Here is a 17,298-nt window from a genome sequence, read left to right as displayed (position 1 = left end):
TTCATCGTGGCTCGGTCGCGAATGGCCATGCTGGGGACAAGCATGCACGCACATCCTGAAGGTCTGGCGTTTGCCGCCGCCGACAGCCAGCAATCGGCCGCGGGCATCGACGCATCCCGCGATCTTGAAATCAGTCGATGCGTGGCGCAGTTGCGGCTGCTGGTCGCGGCGGGCTTTGCGATGACCCTGCTCAGCGCGAGCCTCGCCTTCGACTGGTGGGACGGTTTCGGCGAATACGACACGACGCTTGGCTACGCCGGCGTCGCACTGTTCGGCCTGGTCACCTGTTGGCTGATCTGGATGCTCCCCGCCGAACGGGGAGCAGTGGTGGTCGTTACCCCCTACGGCATCCGCGATCTCCGCATCGGCAATCAATTTCTGCCGTGGGATTCGATTGCGGAGATTTCGGTCGAGGAAAGCCGCGGCCACAACATGATCGTGCTGACGCCGACGCCGGCCTTGCGGCGGCAGCTCCGCGGCGTCCCCGATTTGGCCCGTTGCGCGCGAAACGATCGCATCGTGATCCCGTCGGAGGGCCTGGCGACCGATTTTGATACATTGCTGCGCGCTTGCCGCGACTTTCACGCCGCCAGCACTCCGCGCGCCGCATTGCAGCAGGAAGATGAACGCGGCACCCAGGGTGGCGCTCAAGGCTTCGCCGTACAAGCGTCATAAGATCGCCGTTCGCAGATCGCTATGCTGCAACGCCGGATGGTCTCATCCCCGGTAAGGCCCGGATGTTGCGACCGAGTGACATTTTCTGGAAATGAGCCAATATAGACAGAGATTCGCACAAAATTCGGGCAGGTGCCTGTTCGTAACTCAGCGAGTGCCTACGTTGTGCGTTGCGTCGTGTCGGCACCCGGGTGTCCAATGATCGTCATGTGCTCACGCTGATTCGAAACGGCCTGAGGAACGGTCCGGTAACTGCTTTCGTTTCAGCTTGTAGCGGAACTCACGCGGAGAGGGATCATGTACAACGATTCTCTATTCAACGCTTTCGCTCGGTCGTTCGAGGCGAGAAGCCAGCACGACATGTCGATGGCGGAATACCTGGAATCGTGTCGAAGCGATCCCATGAAATACGCGAACGCGGCCGAACGATTACTAGCGGCGATCGGCGAGCCCCAGACGATTGACACGGCCAAGGACCCACGCCTTGGCCGTATTTTTTTGAACCGCACGATCCGTACCTATCCGGCCTTCGCCGGCTTCTACGGCATGGAAGAGACCATCGAGCGCATCGTCGGTTTCTTCCGTCATGCGGCGCAGGGCCTCGAAGAGCGCAAGCAGATCCTCTATCTGCTCGGCCCGGTCGGCGGCGGCAAGTCCTCGCTGGCCGAGCGGCTGAAGTCGCTGATGGAAGTGCATCCGGTCTACGTGCTCAAGGCCGGCGACGAGCTCTCGCCGGTGTTCGAGAGCCCGCTCAGCCTGTTCGATCCCGATCAGTTGGGGCCGATGCTGGAAGAGAAATACGGCATTCCGCGCCGTCGTCTCACCGGTCTGATGAGCCCGTGGTGCTACAAGCGACTGGAGGCCTTTGGCGGCGACATTTCCCAGTTTCGCGTCGCCAAGATCCAGCCGTCGCGGCTGCGCCAGATCGCGATCGCCAAGACCGAGCCCGGTGACGAGAACAACCAGGACATCTCCTCGCTGGTCGGCAAGGTCGACATCCGCAAGCTCGAGACCTACGCGCAGAACGATCCCGACGCCTACAGCTATTCCGGCGGCCTCAATCGCGCCAACCAGGGCGTGCTCGAGTTCGTCGAGATGTTCAAGGCGCCGATCAAGATGCTGCACCCGCTGCTGACCGCGACGCAGGAAGGCAACTACATCGGCACCGAGAATATCGGAGCCATTCCCTTCACCGGCGTGATCCTCGCGCACTCCAACGAAGCGGAGTGGTCGAGCTTCAAGGCCAACAAGAACAACGAAGCCTTCATCGACCGCATCTGCGTGATCAAGGTGCCTTACTGCCTGCGGATCACGGAGGAGCAGAAGATCTACGAGAAGCTGATCCAGGGCTCCGAGCTCGCGGCCGCGCCCTGCGCGCCCTCGACGCTGGAGACGTTGGCGCGGTTCTCGGTGATGTCGCGGCTGCGCAAGCACGAGAATTCCACGGTGTTCGCCAAGATGCGGGTTTACGACGGCGAAAGCCTGAAGGAATCCGATCCGAAGGCGCGCAGCGTCCAGGAGTATCGTGATGCCGCCGGCGTCGACGAGGGCATGGACGGGGTCTCCACCCGCTTTGCCTTCAAGATCCTGGCCGCCACCTTCAACCACGATCCGCAGGAGGTTGCCGCCGACGCCGTGCATCTGATGTACGCGCTGGAGCAGTCGATCAAGCGCGAGCAGCTGCCGGAGGAGGTCGAGAAGCGCTACCTCGAATTCATCAAGGCGGATCTGGCGCCGCGTTACGCCGAGTTCATCGGCAACGAGATCCAGAAGGCCTATCTGGAATCCTACTCGGATTACGGCCAGAATCTGTTCGACCGCTACGTCGACTATGCCGACGCATGGATCGAGGACCAGGACTTCAAGGATCCCGACACCGGCCAGCTGCTCGATCGCGAGCTTTTGAACCAGGAGCTGACGAAAATCGAGAAGCCGGCGGGCATCGCCAACCCCAAGGACTTCCGCAACGAGGTCGTCAAATTCTCGTTACGGTCGCGCGCCCAGAACGGTGGCAAAAATCCGACCTGGACCTCCTACGAGAAGATTCGCGACGTGATCGAAAAGAGGATATTCTCGCAAGTCGAGGACCTGCTTCCGGTCATCTCCTTCGGGTCGAAGAAGGACGGCGAGACGGAGAAGAAGCACGGCGAGTTCGTCGCACGCATGGTGGAGCGCGGCTACACCGAGCGTCAGGTTCGCCGGCTCGTCGAATGGTACATGCGCGTGAAGCAGGCCGGTTGAGGCGAATGGGAGGCGGATGGTCAAGTGCCCATTCACATTATTGACAGGCGCCTGAATCCGGGCGGCAAGAGTCTTGAGAACCGCCAGCGGTTCTTGCGTCGGGCCAAATCCCTGGTGCAGGGCGCCGTCAAGAAGACCTCGCAGGAACGCGACATCAAGGACGTCCTGGAGGGAGGGGAAGTCACGATCCCCCTCGACGGCATGCACGAGCCGCGTTTCCGCCGCGAAGGCGGAACGCGCGACATGGTGCTGCCCGGCAACAAGAAGTTCATCGAGGGCGACTATCTGCAACGCTCCGGCCAGGGCAGCGCCAAGGATTCCGGCCCGGGCGAAGGCGACAGCGAGGACGCCTTCCGCTTCGTGCTCTCCCGCGACGAGTTCGTCGACCTCTTCCTCGACGATCTCGAATTGCCGGATCTGGCCAAGCGCAAGATCGCGCAAACCGAAAGCGAGGGCATCCAGCGCGCGGGCTACACCACGTCGGGCTCGCCCGCCAATATTTCGGTGGGCCGGACGGTGCGGCGCGCGATGGCGCGTCGCATCGCGCTCAAGCGTCCCAGCAAGGAAGAGATCGAGGAGCTCGAAGCCGCGATCGGCGCCTGCACGGACGAGGATGAACGTCTGGTGCTTCTCGCCCAGCTCGAAAAGCTGAAGGCGAAGACCAAGCGCATTCCCTTCATCGATCCGCTCGACATCCGCTATCGCCGCTTCGAGACGGTGCCGAAGCCGGTGGCGCAGGCTGTGATGTTCTGCCTGATGGACGTCTCCGGCTCGATGTCCGAGCACATGAAGGATCTCGCCAAGCGCTTCTACATGCTGCTCTACGTGTTCCTGAAACGCCGCTACAAGCACGTCGACATCGTCTTCATCCGCCACACCGACCGCGCCGAGGAAGTGGACGAGCAGACCTTCTTCTATGGCCCGGCTTCCGGCGGCACGCTGGTCTCCAGCGCGCTGCAGGCGATGCACGAGATCGTGCGCGAGCGCTTCAACCCGTCGGACTGGAACATCTACGCCGCGCAGGCCTCCGACGGCGACAATTCCTATTCCGACGGCGAACTCACCAGCATGTTGCTGACCGACAAGATCCTGCCGGTCTGCCAGTTCTTTGCCTATCTCGAGGTCGGGGAATCCGGTGGCAGTGCCTTCGATCTCTCCGACTCCTCGCTCTGGACCCTCTATGAGCGCCTGCGCAACTCGGGCGCACCGCTCTCGATGCGCAAGGTCAGCGAGCGCAGCGAGATCTTTCCGGTGTTCCACGATCTGTTCCAGCGCCGCGAAACGGTACAGGAGAAAGCCGCTCCATGACGGAACGATTGTTCGAAGGCGCCGATTGGGATTTCCACACCTTGCAGCGCATCACCGATGCCTGCGAAGTGGTGGCGCTGAAGGACCTCGGGCTCGACGTCTATCCGAACCAGATCGAGGTCATCACCGCCGAACAGATGCTGGATGCCTACTCCTCCGTCGGCATGCCGCTGTTCTACAAGCACTGGTCCTTTGGCAAGCAGTTCGCGTACCATGAAGCGTCCTATCGCAAGGGCCTGATGGGCCTCGCCTATGAGATCGTGATCAACTCCTCGCCCTGCATCTCCTATCTGATGGAGGAGAACACGGCGACGATGCAGACGCTGGTGATCGCGCACGCTGCCTTCGGCCACAACCACTTCTTCAAGAACAATTATCTGTTCAAGCAGTGGACCGATGCCGACGGCATTCTGGACTATCTGGATTTCGCCAAGAACTACGTCATGCAATGCGAGGAGCGTTACGGCCGCATCGAGGTCGAGCGCACGCTGGATGCCGCGCATGCGCTGATGTCGCACGGCATCGATCGCTATCCCGGCAAGAAAAAGCTCGATCTGCGCGAGGAGGAGAAGCGGGCAGGGCGTCGCCGTCAGCACGAGGAGGAGGTCTTCAACGACCTCTGGCGCACCGTGCCCAAGGGCGCCTCGAAGACCCGCTCCGCGATCTCGCTCGAACGGCGCCGCAAGCTGCTCGGCCTGCCGCAGGAAAACCTGCTCTACTTCCTGGAGAAGAGCGCGCCGCGGCTGGCGCCCTGGCAACGCGAGTTGCTGCGCATCGTCCGCCACATCGCGCAATATTTCTACCCGCAGAGCCAGACCAAGGTGATGAACGAGGGGACGGCGACCTACGTCCACTATCGCATCATGACCCAGCTGCACCAGCAGGGTCGCATCAGCGACGGCAATTTCCTCGAATTCCTGGGGTCGCACACCAACGTAGTGTTCCAGCCGGAGTTCGACGATCCGCGCTTCTCCGGCTTCAATCCCTATGCGCTCGGCTTCGCGATGATGCAGGACATCGAACGCATCGTCACCAGTCCGGAAGACGAGGACCGCGAATGGTTCCCCGACATCGCCGGCAAAAACGACGTGATGGGTGTGCTGCGCGACGTCTGGGCCAACTACCGCGACGAAAGCTTTATCGGCCAGTTCCTGAGCCCCAAATTGATGCGGCAGCTCCGCATGTTCCATCTGCACGACGATCCCGAGGAGCGTGCCGGCATCCGTGTCGATGCCATTCACGACGAGCGCGGCTTCCGCCGCGTGCGGCGCGAACTCGCGCGGCAGCACGATGTCGGCTACATCGACGCCAACATCGAGGTGGTCGACGTCGATCTCTCCGGCGACCGTCGCCTGATCCTGCACCACCACGTCATCAAGGGCGCGCAGCTCAACGAAACCGACGCCAAGCGCGTGCTGCAGCATCTGGCCGATCTCTGGACCTACGACGTTGCGCTGATCGAGGTCGATTCCAACAACAAGGTGCTGCGCGAATACGTCGTGAGCCCGCGCCCGATTCCGGCGGCGGTGGCGTGAGGTGCCGACGCATGACTAGCTCGCCCACGCGGCCCATCCTTCGAGACGCCCGCCTCTGGCGGGCCCTCAGGATGAGGACGGAGTGTGTGGCTGCAGCTTCATACTGAGACGCTGATCAGCCTCATCCTGAGGAGACCGCGAAGCGGTCGTCTCGAAGGACGAGGCGCTTGCTCAGACCTCCGCCGGGAATGTGCCTCGGTTCGCTGTTCCACTATTGTTTCGCCGCCTTCTTCTTCACCTTGCTCGCATTCAACTCCACCGCCGCCCGGATCAGCGCCTTCAACGCCTTCTCGTTGATCTTCTCGCCTTCGCGAATATCAATCGCGCGCCGCACATTGCCGTCGAGGCTGGAATTGAACAGGCCGGCCGGGTCGTCCAGCGCGGCGCCCTTGGCGAAGGTCAGCTTCACCACCTCCTTGTAGGTCTCGCCGGTGCAGATGATGCCGTCGTGCTCCCACACGGGAACGCCGCGCCATTTCCATTCCTCGACGACACCAGGGTCGGCCTGCTTGATCAGGCCGCGGACCCGCGCCAGCATCTCGCCGCGCCAGTCGCCGAGCTCCTTGATCCGGCCGTCGATCAGCGTTGCAGGCAAGGGTCCATCCGTCACCTTCGCGGCGCTCGTCTTCGCCACCGCCTTCTTCATGACCTTGCCTCGCCCCGCGCGCCGCGCCGGCCGAGATAAGGCAGCGCGAACAGATACAGCCCGGTCGCGAGCAGCGGGATCAGCGGCACGAGTGCCAGGAAACCGATCCAGGCGGCATCGAGCTGCATGACCATGGCGACGATGTTGGCGATCACCGCGACGGTAAACGCCATGGACAACCAGCGATGGGTTTGTCGAATCCACATGTTCAACGGGTCTCCTTTGCAATGATCGAAACGGGCGTGCTCACGCGGCTCGCGCCAGCAGATCGTCCAGCCTGGCCAAAAACTGCTTCCAGCCGGCATGCGCGCCGCCGTAAGCCTGCTTCTGCGTCGGGCTGAAGCCCGCCTGCTCGACGCGCAGATGCGTGCCCGCGCCGGTCGGCGTCAGCGTGAAAGTGACGACGCTCTTGAGGTCGAACGCGGCGTCCGCATGCGAGAAATTCCAGCTGTACGCCAGCGTCTTCTGTGGCTCGATGGTGAGCACCTCGCAATCCAGCACGCCGCCCCATTCACCGCGAAGGTTGAAACGATGACCGACTGATGGCCTGAAGTCGTTCTTCATCAGCCATTCCTCGATCAGATGGGGCTGCGTCAGCGCGCGCCAGAGCCGCTCGACCGGGGCGGCAAATTCGCGCTCGATCACGACGGAGCGGGTCTCCGCGGAAGCTTCGGTCATTGGTCCATCCTCTTCAGGAGATCGTCGAGCGCGTCGAGCCGCCTCTGCCAGAAGGAGGTCATCTGGCTGGTCCAGTCGATCAGCGGATCGAGTGCGCCGGGCTGCGCGCTGTAATGGGTCTGCCGTCCCTCATGGCGGTCGCGCACCAGGCCCGCCTGCTTCAACGCGCCGAGATGTTTCGAGACCGCCGGCTGGGAAACGCCGGAGCGCGCCGTCAGTGCCCCGACGGTTTGCTCGCCCTCGCGGCACAGCCGCTCGAAGATCGCCCGCCTTGTGGGGTCGGCCAGCGTCCGGAACAGAAGATCGGGGGCGGGGGACATGGAAGATCCATAACTAGGAAGTTATGGATTAACTCATAACCCTGGAGTTATAGATAAGTCAAGCGCCAGGATGGAAGGGGAGGATGTCACCGCTGGCGCACCTTCGCCGCTGTCATTGCGAGCAGCCCTTGCGACGAAGCAATCCGGACCGCCTTCAACGGACGGATTCTGGACCGCTTCGCTGCGCTCGCAATGACGAAGGAGACGGTGGTGCCTCAAGTGCAGACGCTAAGGCCGCAGATACAAATACCCTTGCGACTGCAGCTCAGCCAAACGAACCACGCCGCCCTTTTCCGCGCTGACGAAGCCCGGCAGCAACTCCTTCAGCGTGACGTTCTGCGCCTTCATCGTGTTGCCGCAAGCGGCGAGCTCGACGCCGTCCTTGGAGAATTCGCCGACGCGCTTGCTGATGTCGGGGTTGGCCTGTCCCAAGTGGAACGCCTTCAGCGCCGGTCCGTGGATCACCAGCGCGATCGTGACGTGATCAGGACCGCCGACGCCGTCGATGTGATTCTGGATGTTGCCGAGCACGAAATTGACTTTGTCGGCGTCGCTGAGATGGTAGACGACCTTGAGCTTGTCCGACTTGGTCGGCTCGGCCGCCGCCTTGGCGCGCGAGGCGGCCAACGCTGCGCCGAGCGCCGAGACGGTGCTCCACAGGATGTTGCGGCGGTTCATGATGATCTCCTCCAACTTGCCGAAGGCATATCATTTGTGGCGCAGTGCGGCGAGTTCCTTGCGATCGGTCACGAGTGCAGCGCATTCGCTGTTGTCGGTCCGGTCGAGCCGGAAGATCCCGTCGTCGCTGCCCGCGACCAGCGATCTTTCGGCCTCGTCATCAGGCTTGTTGTGCAGCCAGACCCTGATGCTTTGGAGCCGTACGATGACCGACTTGTCGTCCCTCGACAGCGCAATGCCGATGCCGCCGCCCTCGCAGTCGACGCCGCAGCCGAGGCGAACCTCGGTGCCCTCCCTGGTGAAGACCGTGTGGCGGCACGAGCCGCTGGAGTCGAAATCACCTTTGCGGTCGCGATAACGGAAGCCGAGCCGGAAAGAGTTGTGGAGCTGCATGTCAGCTTCAAAGGTCTCCGCCGAGACCAGCAGCTTCATCGCGGCGACCCGTTGCTTGGGGTGTCGCGCCAGGTGCTCGGCATCGTAATGGCGGACGAAGCAGGCATAGGCGGTCTTGCCGGGCGTGCCCGCATAGATGCGCGCATTGAAGGCATCGGCTTCGGCAGCGGTGGTCTCGCGGACCGTGTCAGCCTCGTCGGCATGGGCGACGCCGGCCAGGGCGAAAAGCACGAGACCACAGGCAAGAGCGAGTTTCATGACCGCCTCGAACGGGATGAGCGACGGAGGGCCCCGCCGCAACGGAGCAGGGCCGTTGCAGCTTAGTCGCGCTCGAGATGCGATGCGTTCAACCGCCGGCCGTCACCGCAGGCTGGCGTTGAGCTTGTCGAGCACCGCCGAGCCTGGACACAGCGTGTCCGATTCCAGCGTGTTGAGCGGGGTCTCGACGGTGTTGAGATGCTCGTGCAGGTCTTCGGCATCGGGATCGACGTAGAGCAGCCCGGTGACGATCTGCCCCTTGGCGGCGTGCCGCGCCAGGAACGTCTGGGCGCCCAACCGGTCGTGCGGATCGTAATCGGCGTCGATCTTGCGCAGCGCGATCTTGCTGCCGTCATGCTGCTCGACCACCTGCACCGTGCCCGGGGCATAGTCCACCGCGATCGGATCGCGGCCGACCAGCACGTCGAGCCGGTTCACCGCGTCGTTGTGCTCGCGGACATAATCAAAACTCTTGGTCGAGCCGGCGTGGTTGTTGAAGGCGATGCAGGGGCTGATGACGTCGATGAAGGAGGCGCCCTTGTGGCCGATCGCGGCCGCGATCAGCGGCACAAGCTGGGTCTTGTCGCCCGAGAACGAGCGCGCGACGAAGGTGGCGCCGAGTTGGAGCGCGATGGCGACGAGGTCGATGGCGTTGTCGGTGTTGGTGACGCCCTTCTTGGACTTCGAGCCGCGGTCGGCGGTCGCCGAGAACTGGCCTTTGGTCAGGCCGTAGACGCCGTTGTTCTCGACGATATAGGTCATGTTGACGCCGCGCCTGATCGAATGCGCGAACTGGCCGAATCCGATCGAGGCGCTGTCGCCGTCGCCGGAGACGCCGAGATAGATCAGATCGCGGTTGGCGAGATTGGCGCCGGTGAGCACGCTGGGCATGCGGCCGTGCACGGTGTTGAAACCGTGCGAATTGCCGAGGAAATAGTCGGGCGTCTTCGACGAGCAGCCGATGCCGGAGATCTTGGCCACCCTATGCGGCTCGATCGACAACTCGTAGCAGGCCTCGATGATCGAGGCCGTGATCGAGTCGTGGCCGCAGCCCGCGCACAGCGTCGAGATCTTGCCCTCGTAATCGCGATGCGTGTAGCCGAGCTCGTTCTTTTTGAGGCCCGGATGATGGAATTTCGGCTTTGCAATGTAGGTCATGTGCCGGCGCACCTCGCCCTCGTGGAAGCGACAGCCACGTTACCCAATCTGCAGGAAAATTGATACAGGACCGAGCGAACCAGCGCGGTCACCAACCGGTCTGGCCGCCGATTATCTTGCACCGCAGCAATCCACCGGCGGGTTTGGAAGCGCGAGCGGGTCGCTATGACGGCGCCCGGACGCATGTGATCTGAGTGAAGATGTCGAGGCTGCTCACGTTCTGGAAGTCGTCGGTTTTCGGCCGGAATCCCGTCGTGTTCAAGTCGACGCTGCCGTCCGTCTCAAATACCGTAGCGTGGTCGAATTCCTTCAGCTCGCAGAACTTGTTCGCAATCCGCCGCTGATTGACGACGCTGCAGCGATCTCCCGAGATTCCGTCCCCGTGGACGCAACGATCGATATGACGATCGGAGAGCTTAACCCTTGTTCCGCTGAATTTCCGTTCTTCCAGCGTGTTGGTTCGAACGGCCTCAGCGTCCTCCGTCTCGTTCTCGCAGGTGACGGCCGAAATGACGTCGGTCCCCCAGGCATTCTTCCATCCCACCACCTTGTCGAAGATCGAGTGTTCGCCAACGTCGCCTTGCAGCTGGATGTTGCTCGCGTCGCGGAAACCCTTGACTCGGCAGAACTCCGTCGCCACGCGCCTTTGCGCAGCTGCCGAGCAGCCATCCTCGCCAAAGCTGGTGCCCTGCAAGCACCGATCAATGCGCTTGCCGCGATGCACGACATTTGCACCGCTGAAAGTGAGGCTTGTCGCGGCTGTCGCGCGAGGGCGCCGCACGCAGGTCACCTCGTTGAAGATGTCGAGGCTGCTGACGTTCCTGAAGTCGTTGGTCGACGGGTGGAATCCGGTCGCATTGATCTCCACGGCGAAGTCCGTGCTTTCGGACGAGGAGCGATCAAAGCCCTTGAGCTCGCAGAACCTGTTTGCAATTCGTTCCTGGTTCTCCTCGCTGCAGCGGTCACCGACGATCCCGCCGCCATGAACGCAGCGATCCACCCGCCGGCCGCCGACCTTGATCTCATCCCCGGTAAAAACCTGGGCTTCGAGATCGCCGCTGCTGACTCTCTCGGGATCGGAGCTTCGACCCTCGCAGGTGACCGAGGAGATGACGTCAGTCCCCCATACGTTCTTCCAGCCCACCACCACATCATATCCGGAATGTTCGCCCCACGCGCTCTCGCTGGTGATGCCGACGCCATGTTGGAAACCCTTGGCCCTGCAGAATGCATCGGCGGCCGCGCCGCGCGATTCAGCCGAGCAGCCATTCTGTCCGATCGGAAGCCCCTGCAGGCAGTGATCGACCTTGCGGCCGCGGTAGCGCACATTGTCGCCCGCAAAGGTCCGGATGTCGGGGTCGTTGGGTATGCGGCCATAGAGCTTGTGCAGGCCTTCGATGTCCGAGCGAGTGAGCTGAAAGGACGAAAAAGTGCTGTTGCAGCGGGGCGACGTCGGATCGCGGCCAGGGCAAGTGGCGATGCGCACCCAGGTCGAGCAGTCGCCGAAGCCGTCGCCGTTGGTGTCCAGCCCAAATGAGTAGTGCATGAGTGAGTCGAAATCGTAGCCCGTGAGGAGTTCGGCCGAATCGTCGACAATGGCGACCTGGCCGACATCAATCCAGCCCTCATAGATGCCCTGGAATATGTCTTTGACCGCGCATGACGGATTGCGGGCGATGAACTTGTCTCGATCGGAGCGCAGGTGCTCGTGGATCAGTCCGAGCTCGTGTCCGATTTCGTGCTGAATGGTTGTGCTCAGAGAGGAAGAATCCGCTGGCGACCCGTCGAGCCTGGTGCCCTGAATGCGAATGATGTTTTCGCCGTGCGCCTTGCCGAGTTCGCTCCGGCTGGTGGTGAACGGCTCGGCGTTGACCAGGCGGACATAAGTCTCGTGGCCGTCGCGCGGGACGAAACGGAAGATGGTATTCGCTTCGTAGAACGCGATCGCATCGGCAAGCGCGTCCCTGCAGCAGAAGTTGGAGTCGACCTCGAAGGGAATGATCGCGTCATCCCACAGCGACCCCTTTCCGAACGTGCCGGCCACGCCTGCGGAGAAGGTAGTGGCGTTGCCCGTTTCGATCGCGGTCCACGGCACGATCAAGTCGCCGTCATAGACATACTGACCGTTGAACCGGGTCAGCAACAGGTTCTGGACACCGCGCCCGGTGCGAACCTTGCGGCGCTCGAGACTGATCTCGGTTTCGCCGACCTTCATGGAATCGATGACGCCGATGAATTGCGGATTCTGCTTGTTTGCGGCGGCTTGTCGCAAGCGCATTTGCTCGAACTGTTGCTGAAATCCCGCGACCGCGCTTCCCAGCCGGGTGTCGACCAGCTTTGTCGCGGCCATCGAGGGAGCGCCGGGGTTTCGAGCGACGGTGCCGCGGTCGATGCGGCGCAGGGCGTCGTTCTTGATGGCCGCCGTCACTTTCAAAAGGCGCAGCGTCGATGGGCGGGGCTTTGGCGTGATGGTGATGGTCGGTGTGGGTGAAGGGGCAGGTTGGGTCGCGGCGGGACCGGTCGCGACGAGACCAAGAACACAAGCAAGTGCAACTGCCTTCATATCAGTTTCCTCGATGCGCGCAGGGACGATATGCCGTTCGATCCTCTCACCTTCGAACGGGGGCACGTGTGAAGCATTTCGCATCGAATCGCCGAACGTCGCGCAGGCCCCGCGACAAAATGGCGCGACAGGTCAGTCGCCTCCTGCCGGAAGCGCCTGATCTAAGACTTGCGAGATGAGAAGAGCCCAGCCCCTGGAGTCATGGCAGTTGGCCGAACCAGGCCACCGAGAGGGATTGCCTCGCTCTCTACCTGACACGTCGGCTGGAGCCCGGGCTCCATGCTCTGGCCCCGGGATTGGCTTTCGCAGCTAGCTCACGGCCTTCCGCAGCGGGGTCACCTTGAGATGATCCTGGTGGTCGCCAATGGCTTTTGCGATGAAACGGGCGGTGATGGGCGAGCCGTCGTAATGCACGATCGGCACCAGTCGCACCGGGTCGATGCCGTTCTCGTTGACGATGAGCTGGCGCAGCTGGCTGTCGCGGTTCTGCTCCACGACGTAGACGAAGTCGTGCTCGGCGAGGAAACTCGCCACGCTGGAATGGAACGGGAAGGCGCGGATGCGCAGGCGGTCGAGCTGATGCCCGCGCGCTTCCAACTGGCCGATCGCCTCGTCCATCGCCGGCGAGGTCGAGCCGAAATAGATCACGCCGTATTTGGTCGGCCGTTCCGCATTGGCTTGCAACGGCCGCGGCACCAGGTCCTGCGCGGTCTCGAACTTGCGCATCAGGCGCTGCATGTTGTCGGCGTAGACCGAGCCTTCCTCGGAGTAGCGCGCATAGCGATCGCGCGAAGTGCCGCGGGTGAAGTAGGATCCCTTGGTCGGGTGTGTGCCGGGATAGGTGCGGTAGGGGATGCCGTCGCCATCGACGTCGAGATAGCGGCCGAAGTCGCGGCCCTCGTCCAGCATCTCCGCGGTCATCACCTTGCCGCGGTCGTACTGCTTGGCATCGTCCCATTTCAGCGGTCGGCAGAGCCGGTGGTTCATGCCGATGTCGAGGTCGAGCATCAGGAAGATCGTGGTCTGCAGCCGCTCGGCCAGATCGAAGGCGGCAGCCGCAAACTCGAACGCTTCGGCCGGATCTTCCGGGAACAGCAGCACATGCTTGGTGTCGCCATGCGAAGCATAGGCGCAGGCGATGATGTCGCATTGCTGGGTGCGGGTCGGCATGCCCGTCGAAGGCCCGGCGCGCTGGATGTTCATGATTACGGCTGGGATCTCGGCAAAGTAGGAGAGGCCGATGAACTCGGTCATCAGGGAGATGCCGGGGCCTGACGTCGCGGTGAAGGCGCGGGCGCCGTTCCAGGAGGCGCCAATGACGATGCCGATCGAGGCCAGCTCGTCCTCGCCCTGCACGATGGCGTATTTCGCCTTGCCGGTCTGGGGATCGTGCCGGTACTTCTTGCAGTGCGCAGTGAAGGCTTCGGCCACCGAGGAGGACGGCGTGATCGGATACCAGGCGCAGACGGTGGCTCCGCCATAGACGGCGCCGAGCGCAGCGGCGCTGTTGCCTTCGATGAAGATGCGATCGCCGACCTTGTCGGACTTCTTCACGCGCAGCCCGATCGGGCATTTCAGGTTCGTGAGTGCCCAGTCGCGGCCGAGATGCAGCGCATGGACGTTGGAGGAGAGCAGCTTCTCCTTGCCCTTGTACTGCTCGCCGATCAGCTGCTCGATCAGCTTCGGGTCCATGTCGAGCAGCGCCGAGAGCGCGCCGAGATAGATGATGTTCTTGAACAGCTGGCGCTGGCGCGGATCGGTATAGGTCGAATTGGTGATGGCCGTGAGGGGAACGCCGATCACGGTGATGTCGTCGCGGAACTTGGTCGACGGCATCGGCTTGGTGGAATCGTAGAACAGATAGCCGCCGGGCTCGATGCCGGCGACGTCCTTGTCCCAAGTCTGCGGGTTCATCGCCACCATCATGTCGACGCCGCCGCGGGCGCCGAGATGGCCGGCTTCGGTCACGCGCACCTCGTACCAGGTCGGCAAGCCCTGGATGTTGGAGGGGAAGATGTTGCGCGGGCTGACCGGCACGCCATGCCGCAGGATCGCGCGCGCGAACATCTCGTTGGCACTGGCCGAGCCCGAGCCGTTGACGTTGGCGAAGCGGACGACGAAGTCGTTTACGCTGCTGAGCGGCTTTTTGTCGGACATGTCGATCCCGCGTGAGTCATTTCGATGAGATATTTCTGCATGTCCCAGGCTCCGGTGGGACAACGCTCGGCGCACAGCCCGCAATGCAGGCAGACATCCTCGTCCTTGACCATGACGCGCCCGGTCTTGAGGTCCGAGGAGACGTAGAGCTCCTGGTCCGGATGGAGCGAGGGCGCCTTCAAGCGCTGGCGCAGATCGCTTTCCTCACCGTTGCCGGTGAAGGTGATGCAGTCCATCGGGCAGATGTCGACGCAGGCGTCGCATTCGATGCAGAGCGAGGTCGAGAACACGGTCTGCACGTCGCAGTTCAGGCAGCGCTCGGCCTCGCCGAGCGCGAGCTTGACGTCGTAGCCGAGCTCGACCTCGGTGCGGATGTCCTTCAGCGCGATCACCTTGTCGCGATGCGGCACCTTGAAGCGCTTGTCGTTGGAGATGTCGTTGTCATAGCTCCATTCGTGGATGCCCATCTTCTGCGAGGAGACATGCACGTCGGGCAGCGGCCGCTCGGTGATGTCCTCGCCCGAGAGCATCTTGTGGATCGACAGCGCGGCGTCATGGCCCTGCGCGACCGCCCAGATGATGTTCTTCGGGCCGAAGGCGGCGTCGCCGCCGAAGAACACCTTCGGATTGGTCGAGACGAACGTCTTGGGATCGACCTCCGGCATGTGCCATTTGTTGAACGCGATGCCGCAATCCTGCTCGATCCAGGGAAAGGCATTCTCCTGGCCGACCGCGACCAGCACGTCGTCGCATGCGATGGTCTGGTCCGGCTCGCCCGATGGCACGAGGTTGCGGCGGCCCTTGGCGTCGTATTCCGCCTTCACCTTCTGGAAGGTGATGCCGGTGAGCTTGCCGGCCTCGTGCACGAAGGAGACGGGGACCATGAAGTTGAGGATCGGAATGTCCTCGTGGATCGCATCCTCCTTCTCCCACGGTGAGGCCTTCATTTCCTCGAAGCCGGACCGCACGACGACCTTGACGTCTTCGCCGCCGAGCCTGCGCGCGGTGCGGCAGCAATCCATCGCGGTGTTGCCGCCGCCGAGCACGATCACGCGCTTGCCGATCTTGTCGGTGTGACCGAATGACACCGAGGACAGCCAGTCGATGCCGATGTGGATGTTGCCGGCGGCTTCCTTGCGGCCGGGAATGTCGAGCTCACGTCCGCGCGGGGCGCCGGTGCCGACGAAGATCGCGTCGTATTTCTCTGCGAGCAGCGCTTTCATGCTCTCGATGCGGTGCCCGCCCTTGAACTCGACGCCGAGACCCAGGATGTAGCCGGTCTCCTCGTCGATGACCGAATCAGGCAGGCGGAATTTCGGGATCTGCGAGCGCATCATGCCGCCGGCCCGGGGATCGGCGTCGAACACCGTGCAGTGATAGCCGAGCGGCGCGAGATCGCGCGCCACCGTCAGCGATGCGGGGCCGCCGCCGACGAACGCAACGCGCTTGCCGTTCTTCGCGGCGGGACGCGGCAGGCGTTGCCCGATATCGTCCTTGAAATCGGCGGCAACGCGCTTGAGCCGGCAGATCGCCACCGGCGTCTCCTCGACGCGTCCGCGACGGCATGCCGGCTCGCAGGGACGATCGCAGGTGCGTCCCAGGATTCCGGGAAACACGTTCGATTTCCAGTTGATCATGTAGGCGTCGCTGTAGCGGCCCTGAGCGATCAGTCGGATATATTCGGGGACGGGGGTGTGTGCGGGACAGGCCCATTGGCAATCGACCACTTTGTGAAAGTAGTCGGGGGCCGCAATATCGGTCGGTTTCATTCCTACCCTGTCCGCGCAGGCTCAAAGACCCGGCGGCCTCTTTTGTTGAGCTTGGCGAGCGCTTAACGCGCTTCGATCTGGTTTCTGAATGACGTCATTGGGTTAGCTTATTAGAACCTTTCCGAAGTACAACGGCAAAGTTTCGAGATCGCCGGCTTTCATGGGAGCCAAGCGCGCACAGCATTAACGCCGCAAGCGAGGTGCGTGCGGTGCAATATGCTGCGATGCGCCCGAGCGCGTCAGCCGCGCGCGATGTCGCTCTTCGCAAGGTCCCACATCAGGCTGTACGTGCCGACCGAGACGGGCAGCGGGAAGGGCGATGCAGCAGGGCCGGTAAAGCGCTCGGCGATCACGGCCGAGACCGCGCCGACATGCGTGCCGTCGATCAACACGAACCAGTCGCGCGCGCCTTCGTTGCGCATCGCCGGAATGTCCGCCGTCGCGACGGACAATTCGGGCTCGCTCTCCAGCAGATGCATGGAGATGATGCCGTCGCGTGTCTCCGGTGCCAGTTTTTCTTGCAGTGCGTCACGCCATGCCCCTGCGTTGTCCGCTGTCGGGCGCAGCCGCACCACGCCGAGCGCGGCACCGCGGCCGGTGCCCTTGCTGATGGTAATGCGCGCGACCACGCGCAGCATGTCCTTGAAGTGAGCCATGCTCCGTCGCGACCATTCGGTCTGGTTGGCGAGCCGCGCGCGATAGGCGGGGCTGTCGAGCACGTCGAGCGTCGCGGTGGAATACAGCGAGAGATATTTGGGGTTGGCGGCATGCGCGACATAGCGCCGCGCTTCCAGGAAGCCGTCGATCGCGACGCGCTCCTCGAGATGCTCGCGATCGTACCAGCGGTTGAAATCGGCCTCATCGGCTGCGTCGATGTTCATCGACGTCAGCAGCATGCCCTTTCCGGCGAGCGGCATTT

Annotated in this window: 15 protein-coding genes; 4 read left to right on the top strand and 11 right to left on the bottom strand. The window is 62.9% G+C overall.

Going from position 1 to position 17,298, the window contains the following annotated elements:
* Positions 1-21 precede the first annotated feature (21 nt).
* The 4 genes from CIT40_RS27385 to CIT40_RS27370 all read left to right on the top strand — a co-directional run bounded on the left by CIT40_RS27385 (position 22) and on the right by CIT40_RS27370 (position 5,759).
* Entirely contained in the window at positions 22-675 is a 654-nt protein-coding gene (locus CIT40_RS27385) for an STM3941 family protein (protein ID WP_094893742.1), read from the top strand.
* Positions 676-972: 297 nt separating this feature from the next.
* Positions 973-2,916 (top strand): PrkA family serine protein kinase, encoded by a 1,944-nt coding sequence (locus CIT40_RS27380; RefSeq protein WP_094893743.1) that lies wholly within the window; start codon positions 973-975, stop codon positions 2,914-2,916.
* Positions 2,917-2,946: 30 nt separating this feature from the next.
* Positions 2,947-4,224: a YeaH/YhbH family protein gene (locus CIT40_RS27375; protein ID WP_193550935.1), complete on the top strand. Its 1,278-nt coding sequence runs from the start codon at positions 2,947-2,949 to the stop codon at positions 4,222-4,224.
* Positions 4,221-5,759, top strand: coding sequence for a SpoVR family protein (locus tag CIT40_RS27370; RefSeq protein WP_094893745.1), 1,539 nt, complete (start codon positions 4,221-4,223; stop codon positions 5,757-5,759). Before CIT40_RS27375 ends, CIT40_RS27370 begins: the two co-directional genes overlap by 4 nt.
* Positions 5,760-5,970: 211 nt before the next feature.
* Here CIT40_RS27370 and CIT40_RS27365 read toward each other — a convergent pair whose 3' ends face one another.
* From CIT40_RS27365 to CIT40_RS27315, 11 genes are all read right to left on the bottom strand, one after another.
* Positions 5,971-6,405 carry a DUF1801 domain-containing protein gene (locus tag CIT40_RS27365; protein ID WP_094893746.1) on the bottom strand — a complete coding sequence of 145 codons (435 nt, stop codon included), beginning with the start codon at positions 6,403-6,405 and terminating at the stop codon, positions 5,971-5,973.
* Positions 6,402-6,611 (bottom strand): hypothetical protein, encoded by a 210-nt coding sequence (locus tag CIT40_RS27360; protein WP_094893747.1) that lies wholly within the window; start codon positions 6,609-6,611, stop codon positions 6,402-6,404. Before CIT40_RS27360 ends, CIT40_RS27365 begins: the two co-directional genes overlap by 4 nt.
* Positions 6,612-6,651: 40 nt before the next feature.
* Entirely contained in the window at positions 6,652-7,083 is a 432-nt protein-coding gene (locus tag CIT40_RS27355) for an SRPBCC family protein (protein ID WP_094893748.1), read from the bottom strand.
* A complete protein-coding gene (locus tag CIT40_RS27350; RefSeq protein ID WP_094893749.1) occupies positions 7,080-7,403 on the bottom strand; it encodes an ArsR/SmtB family transcription factor in 324 nt (107 codons plus the stop codon). The genes CIT40_RS27355 and CIT40_RS27350 overlap by 4 nt, the downstream gene beginning before the upstream one ends.
* Positions 7,404-7,631: 228 nt before the next feature.
* Positions 7,632-8,081 (bottom strand): DsrE family protein, encoded by a 450-nt coding sequence (locus tag CIT40_RS27345; protein ID WP_094893777.1) that lies wholly within the window; start codon positions 8,079-8,081, stop codon positions 7,632-7,634.
* 30 nt (positions 8,082-8,111) lie between these two features.
* Positions 8,112-8,732 carry a hypothetical protein gene (locus CIT40_RS27340; protein WP_094893750.1) on the bottom strand — a complete coding sequence of 207 codons (621 nt, stop codon included), beginning with the start codon at positions 8,730-8,732 and terminating at the stop codon, positions 8,112-8,114.
* Between the two features lie 102 nt (positions 8,733-8,834).
* Complete coding sequence (locus CIT40_RS27335; protein ID WP_094893751.1) at positions 8,835-9,890, bottom strand: 2-oxoacid:ferredoxin oxidoreductase subunit beta; 1,056 nt, start codon at positions 9,888-9,890, stop codon at positions 8,835-8,837.
* Positions 9,891-10,053: 163 nt separating this feature from the next.
* Positions 10,054-12,453, bottom strand: a complete 2,400-nt coding sequence (locus CIT40_RS27330; protein ID WP_162307700.1) for a M12 family metallopeptidase — start codon at positions 12,451-12,453, stop codon at positions 10,054-10,056.
* A 309-nt stretch (positions 12,454-12,762) separates the two neighbouring features.
* Complete coding sequence (locus CIT40_RS27325; RefSeq protein ID WP_162307699.1) at positions 12,763-14,610, bottom strand: 2-oxoacid:acceptor oxidoreductase subunit alpha; 1,848 nt, start codon at positions 14,608-14,610, stop codon at positions 12,763-12,765.
* Positions 14,580-16,379 carry an FAD-dependent oxidoreductase gene (locus CIT40_RS27320; RefSeq protein WP_094893754.1) on the bottom strand — a complete coding sequence of 600 codons (1,800 nt, stop codon included), beginning with the start codon at positions 16,377-16,379 and terminating at the stop codon, positions 14,580-14,582. Before CIT40_RS27320 ends, CIT40_RS27325 begins: the two co-directional genes overlap by 31 nt.
* Positions 16,380-16,618: 239 nt before the next feature.
* A complete protein-coding gene (locus CIT40_RS27315; RefSeq protein WP_094893755.1) occupies positions 16,619-17,296 on the bottom strand; it encodes a DUF4286 family protein in 678 nt (225 codons plus the stop codon).
* Positions 17,297-17,298 lie beyond the last annotated feature (2 nt).

The organism is Bradyrhizobium amphicarpaeae (assembly GCF_002266435.3).
Taxonomy (GTDB): Bacteria; Pseudomonadota; Alphaproteobacteria; order Rhizobiales; family Xanthobacteraceae; genus Bradyrhizobium; species Bradyrhizobium amphicarpaeae.
Note: the sequence above shows the minus strand (reverse complement) of the source record. Positions and strands in the feature narration are given on the sequence as shown.